At 68.9% G+C, this 3,290-nt stretch carries 7 protein-coding genes; all 7 read right to left on the bottom strand.

Annotated elements, in window-relative coordinates; all coding sequences use genetic code 11:
• On the bottom strand, nt 1–207 hold a 207-nt coding region (locus F9K34_RS18075), incomplete at its 3' end, for a hypothetical protein (protein ID WP_291338499.1).
• Between the two features lie 291 nt (nt 208–498).
• Nucleotides 499–909: a single-stranded DNA-binding protein gene (locus F9K34_RS18070; RefSeq protein ID WP_291338498.1), complete on the bottom strand. Its 411-nt coding sequence runs from the start codon at nt 907–909 to the stop codon at nt 499–501.
• Nucleotides 910–1,218: 309 nt separating this feature from the next.
• Nucleotides 1,219–1,515 carry a hypothetical protein gene (locus tag F9K34_RS18065; RefSeq protein WP_291338497.1) on the bottom strand — a complete coding sequence of 99 codons (297 nt, stop codon included), beginning with the start codon at nt 1,513–1,515 and terminating at the stop codon, nt 1,219–1,221.
• Nucleotides 1,516–1,605: 90 nt separating this feature from the next.
• Entirely contained in the window at nt 1,606–1,932 is a 327-nt protein-coding gene (locus tag F9K34_RS18060; RefSeq protein WP_291338496.1) for a hypothetical protein, read from the bottom strand.
• Nucleotides 1,933–1,987: 55 nt separating this feature from the next.
• Nucleotides 1,988–2,527 carry a JAB domain-containing protein gene (locus tag F9K34_RS18055; RefSeq protein ID WP_291338495.1) on the bottom strand — a complete coding sequence of 180 codons (540 nt, stop codon included), beginning with the start codon at nt 2,525–2,527 and terminating at the stop codon, nt 1,988–1,990.
• A 203-nt stretch (nt 2,528–2,730) separates the two neighbouring features.
• Nucleotides 2,731–2,946, bottom strand: a complete 216-nt coding sequence (locus tag F9K34_RS18050; protein ID WP_291338494.1) for a hypothetical protein — start codon at nt 2,944–2,946, stop codon at nt 2,731–2,733.
• Nucleotide 2,947: 1 nt separating this feature from the next.
• Entirely contained in the window at nt 2,948–3,172 is a 225-nt protein-coding gene (locus tag F9K34_RS18045; RefSeq protein ID WP_291338493.1) for a hypothetical protein, read from the bottom strand.
• Nucleotides 3,173–3,290 lie beyond the last annotated feature (118 nt).

Genomic DNA, 3,290 nt, shown 5'->3' with positions numbered 1-3,290 from the left:
GGCCTCTCGGACGCGCGCCTTGGCGTCCCGCTCGAGGACGATTTCGACCAGGTCCTGGAGCGGGATCTCGACGACGCGGCGGGACCGGTACGGCCGGACCCGGACGTGGGCACGCTGGGGCGCCCGGTCGATCTCGACGGTGGCTTGGGCCTCCCCGTTGAAGGGTCGTCCCGCGATCGCGGAGACGGTCAAGCGGACTTTCTGCATTGCGCGACTCCTCGCTGTCGTGGCGGCGTGCATTCGCGAATGCAGGGTGGCACAGCGGCGGGACGGTAGGTCGTCGCAGCTGCACGCGCGCAGGGTGGCATGGAGGGAGTATACATGCATTCGCGAATGCGTGCAAGCGCGACGCCCAAGCGGCGGAACGGCGCGAAGGCGGGGCCGCGAGGACGCGCGAAGGGCGGAATGCGGGGTGTCTCGGCAGCGCGGTGGCGCGGTGGCAGGATGGCTAGAACGCAGAAGGGCGGCGCCGCCCGCGGGCGGCGCCGCCGGGGCCGATCACTCGGCCGGCGATTCGGTGCCCGACTTCGAGCGCTCGACGTGGAGCGCCTTGACGACGAAGGCGCGCACGTCCTTCGGCTCGCCGTCCTTCTCGTACGTCCGCGTCACGAAGTATCCGCGGAGGCGGAGGCGATCGCCCTTGCGGACGGCCTCGGAGAGATTCCTCCAGTCCTCGCAGCGGATCCAGCGGGTGATGGGCTCGCCGGCGGCGCCCTTGGCGTTCAGCGCCAGCGAGAACGTGCGGAGCGTCCGCGACGGCTTCTCGAATTCGCGCGTCACGACCTGGTCGGTCACCGGATCGTAGACGGGCTTCGCGACCGTCTTGGCGGGGATGTTGCGGGTCTCGGGGTCGGCCCCGACGTTGCCGTAAAGCGTCACCTCGGGGGCCTTCTTCGTCGTCTCGTTCATCTTGCTTTCTCCCTTTCTCCGGCGCGTCTGCCGGGTCACCCGGGGCTCCCGGTGACGCGGGCGGAGAAAGGGGAAACAGGCGCGGCGTGGGCGCGCGCTCAGGAACGATGCGAAGCGATCGCGGCCGGCGTGACAGGCGCGAAGCGCCTGGCGCGGCCGGACGAAGCGGAGCGGCGAACTTGCGCGACCAGGTCGCGACGGGCCAGAACGAGGCGAGAAGGCCCGCGGAGAGGCCGTGGAGGCCTTGGGTCGGAGAGACCGGCCGTCCGCGCCCGCGGCGTGCGGGCGCGGAACGCGGCTATTGAGCGACTAGTTGGCGCCGGGAAGCGGGAGCGGTGCGCTGGTCCACGCCGCGAGGGTGTATTGCCAGGTGGCACCAGTGAATATGGCCACAATGCGATTCGCGGATTCGAAGGCGGTCGCGATGGCGCCGCCCATGGCGATCCACGACAAGATCCCGAGACAGAACCAGGGATCGTCGAGGGGGAGGGAGAGCTGGTGTTGCGCGGCTTGCTTCACGGCAGGAAGCAACCAGGTGCAGGAGGCGCCGATACAGCCCCACAGAAAGCGGTCGCGGCGGCCAAAGGTGCCGTCAACGCTCGACATCAAATGGTCCTCTCCTGCGGGTGCCTTTCAGAGGGAGCAAATGTAACACGCGCGGGGTGGAGAGGATGACCGCGCGGAAGTCGCGGAGAACTAGCGGCGGCCGAGGAGGAAGCCGGCGAGCTCGGCGAAGAGGTGGGGCCTCAGGGCAACAAAGAGCAAGAAGGCGGTGCAGAGCACCAGGAGGAGGTGCTCGAGACGGAGGCGCGGGAGAAGGGAGGGGCTCGTCGTCACTGGGTTGGCCTCGGCCCCATTATACGGGCGATGGGCGTCGAGGGTTCGGACGCGCTTCGCGAGAGTCGCCGAGAGCTTGGAGCCTGCGCGGAACGCGGCGAGGACCGCGAGCAGGCGGCTTGGCGTTTCGGTTGCGCGTGTGGCGCGGGCGGCGCCGCCGGAGGTGGTGGGTCGCTGGTTTGGCAAGGCGGAAATAGCGTAGGCGGTTGGTGGGGTGCGGTCAAGGTTTGGCGTCTCGCGGTCAAGAGAGCAGGCCGCGCTCGGCCATGGAGACTGAAGCCTTGGCGGAAGCGATCACCAGGTGATCGACGAGGCGGAGACCGACGAGCTCGCAGGCCTCGGAGAGGCGGTGCGTGAAGGCGATGTCCTCCGGTGAGGGTGTCGGGTCGCCGCTCGGGTGGTTGTGGAAGACGATCACGGCCGCGGCGTTGAGAAGAAGGGCGCTGGCGAGCACCCCGCGGGGCTCGACGGCCGCGCGATTCAAGGTCCCGCGGTAGAGGATCGACTCTCCGATGAGCGCGTGCTTCGTGTCGAGAAACAGCGCGCCGAAGGTTTCGTAGGGCTCCTGGTCCAGGTGTTCGGCGAGCCAGCGCGAGGCGGCGCGGGGATCGGAGAGCCGCGGGGGCTCGATGCCCAACGTGGCGGCGTAGACCGATTCGGGCTCGCGCACGAGGGAGAGGCGGTAGCGGGCGACGGTGGTGGGGGTTTGGATTCGGTCGCCCTTCTTGGGCTCCGGCGCGTCGGTGAGCTCGAACTCCAGTTGCTGCGTCGGGATCGTCATTTCTCGTCGGCCTCCTGGTCGTGGTGTCCCCGTCCCCGATTGCGAGAACGCGGACACCACGACCAGGAGCCGCGGACGCGCGGAGCGCGCGCCGAAAGGAAAAGGCGCGAAGCGGTCGCGGCCGGCGTGACAGGCGCAGCCTGGCGCGACGGACGAAGCGGAGTGGCGAAGCTGGCGCGCGCGACGCGCGGGGAGATCCCGAGCTAGCGGGCTCGGCGGCGCGCGAACCAGAAGGAAAACCAGTAGCCGCCAAAGGCGGCCACCAGGCTGCCGAGCCAGCAGCGTTGGGTGTCGGTGGCGTCGGGTTTGAGGTAGTAGGCGACGGCGACGCCCAGAACGAAGATGGTGACGATGACCTGAATCGCGAGGTTCGCGGCGTCGAGCGCCGCCTGGAAGCCGTCGTCCTCGGAGGGGGTCACGTCAGCGCGTGCGTCGGTGAACGAAGAAGCGGGCGAGGGGCCTCGCGAGGAGACGCGGGAGTAGCGCGAGCGCGAGGAACGCCCCAGCGAAGAGCATTGCTGCTGCGCGGCTTGATGGGTCGGAGAGGGTGGGCGCGCGCAGGACGAAGACGAGCACAAAAATCGCGATCCCGAGCCAGGGCAGGATGAGGTGGAGTGCGCGGGGGAGTTGGGTCGAGGAAGTCACGGTTCCGCCTCGCGAGTCAGTATACGTCTCAAGCGTTGGGTCGGATCGGAGAAGACGACGTATGAAGGCGGCGCGCTGGTGCCTTTGAAGTTCACTAAACAGGCGATCGATTTCGGCA

The sequence above is a fragment of the Albidovulum sp. genome (assembly GCF_008933605.1).
GTDB lineage: Bacteria > Pseudomonadota > Alphaproteobacteria > Rhodobacterales > Rhodobacteraceae > Albidovulum.
The sequence above is the reverse complement of the archived record's forward strand: the minus strand, read 5'-3'. Positions and strand labels throughout refer to the sequence as shown.

Bases quoted from the DNA above. Each gene is read 5' to 3' on its own strand.
- F9K34_RS18065 (WP_291338497.1), bottom strand. From the start codon at position 1,515: ATGTCGAGCGTTGACGGCACCTTTGGCCGCCGCGACCGCTTTCTGTGG.
- F9K34_RS18055 (WP_291338495.1), bottom strand. From the start codon at position 2,527: ATGACGATCCCGACGCAGCAACTGGAGTTCGAGCTCACCGACGCGCCG.
- F9K34_RS18070 (WP_291338498.1), bottom strand. From the start codon at position 909: ATGAACGAGACGACGAAGAAGGCCCCCGAGGTGACGCTTTACGGCAAC.